General features: G+C 73.4%; 2 protein-coding genes and 1 pseudogene. 1 reads left to right on the top strand and 2 read right to left on the bottom strand.

Features of this window, described 5'->3' with window-relative positions; translation table 11 throughout:
- Positions 1-377: pseudogene (locus ABT247_RS33345) on the bottom strand (hypothetical protein); the annotation flags it as partial.
- A gap of 11 nt (positions 378-388) precedes the next feature.
- The gene (locus ABT247_RS33340; RefSeq protein ID WP_350750336.1) at positions 389-541 is read right to left on the bottom strand and encodes a hypothetical protein; all 153 of its coding nucleotides are present in this window, start codon (positions 539-541) and stop codon (positions 389-391) included.
- A 359-nt stretch (positions 542-900) separates the two neighbouring features.
- On the opposite strand from ABT247_RS33340, the gene ABT247_RS33335 reads away from it, so the two are divergent.
- Complete coding sequence (locus ABT247_RS33335) at positions 901-1,704, top strand: AfsR/SARP family transcriptional regulator (RefSeq protein WP_350750334.1); 804 nt, start codon at positions 901-903, stop codon at positions 1,702-1,704.
- The last annotated feature ends 41 nt before the right edge of the window (positions 1,705-1,745 follow it).

The following is a 1,745-nucleotide window of genomic DNA, read 5'->3' as shown; positions in this document are numbered from 1 at the left end:
GGCCTGGTCACCGGGGACGATCCGCACGTCCGGGCCCTCCTCGTAGTCGAGGGCCCGGCGGCGGGCTCGTCGCGGTAGCCGATCAGCCCGGCTCGCGCGAGCCGGGCGATCAGCTGCCGGGCCCGGCCGTCCGGGAGTCCGGGGGCGGCGTCCCGCAGCACGCCCGCGAGGTCGCGGGTGCCGTCGAGCAGCGGCACCAGCCGTTCGATGCCCTCGCCCTGCAGGGCGGTCACGCCCTGGTCGGAGACCAGGTAGGCGGCGTCACCGGGCACCACCTCGGTCCGCAGGTGGCTGCGGAAGCCGATCGGGCGGCGGTCGGCGGCGGCGGCCGGCGCCACGGGGACGGGCGCGGCGGTCGAGTCGGCTCCGCGGATCACCGGAGGACCCCCTACAGGCCGTCGGTCGAGAAGCAGACGCACAGCTGGGCGCGCCCGGCGGCGGGGTGGTCGAGGTCCACGATGGTCAGGTCCGGGTCGTGGTCCCCGGCCGGGGCGAGCAGGTCGGTCAGGTCCAGCGATTCGAGAAGAGCAGTTCCGAACACGTTCTCCCCCAGGTGTCGTGATGGTCCGTCGGTTCTCGTGGGCTCCGTCCCGGGCCTTCCCGGAGCGGCACCAGGATTCTGGGCTCGCGGCCGGATCCGGGGACAGTGCCGGGCTCACCGATCGACCGTGAAATCCTCACGCCCCGGCCCCTTTCCGAGTCATCCCCGATCGGTGAGGCCGGCACTGGGGTGCGGGCCCCACCGGATGCCATGGTGAAGACGCTGCGAGGCGCATCCCCGCCTGTGGGGTCAGCGAGGCCCGAAGGCCTTCGTGAGCTGCGACTTCGCGACGCGACGCCTTCGCGACGCCGGCGCCTTCGCCACGCGGCACGGAGCACTGAGCACGAAGGGAGACTCCGGTGGAGATCGGCATCCTTGGCCCACTGACCGCCAGGCTCGGACGGACGTCGGTGGTGCCGAGCGCGGGGAAGCCCAGGCAGGTCCTCGCCCTGCTCGCCCTCCGGTCCGGCACCAAGGTGCCGGTGGAGACGCTCTTCCACGAGCTGTGGTCGTACGACCCGCCGCGCAGCGCGGCCACCACCCTGCAGACGTACATCCTGCAGCTGCGCCGTATGCTCGCCAAGGGCCTGGCCCCGGAGGGCACCTGTCCCAAGACGCTGCTGCGCACCCAGTACAACGGGTACCTGCTCGACGTCCCCGTGGAGCAGACCGACGCGGCCCGGTTCGACCGGCTGCGGGAGGCCGGCCAGGCGGCGCTGCGGGCCGGGGACTGCGCGACCGCGGCGATCCAGCTGCGCGCCGCGCTGGACCTGTGGCGCGGGCCGGCCATGGCCGACCTGCAGCTCGGCGAGATCCTCTCGATCGAGGCCGTCCAGCTGGAGGAGAACCGGCTGTGCGCGGTCGACGACCGGATCAGCGCCGATCTCGGCCTGGGCCGGCACGCCAGTCTGATCGGCGAGTTGGCCTCGCTGACGGCCCGCCACCCGATGCACCAGAACCTGCACGCGCACTACATGCTGGCCCTCTACCGCTGCGGGCGGGCCTCCAACGCGCTGGACGTCTACCGGCGGCTGCACGGCACGCTGGTCGAGTCGATCGGCCTGGAGCCCTCCCCTAAGCTGCAGCGGCTGCACCACGCGATGCTCAACGCCGATCCCCAACTGGACGTGGTGCAGCGCGAGCCGGACCTCGCCCGGCTGTGACGCGCGACGGCCGCTGCCGGAGAGGGTGGTCACCGGCAGCC

It is taken from the genome of Kitasatospora sp. NPDC001539 (assembly GCF_040298565.1).
Lineage (GTDB): Bacteria > Actinomycetota > Actinomycetes > Streptomycetales > Streptomycetaceae > Kitasatospora.
This window is presented reverse-complemented; position numbering and strand designations above follow the sequence as displayed.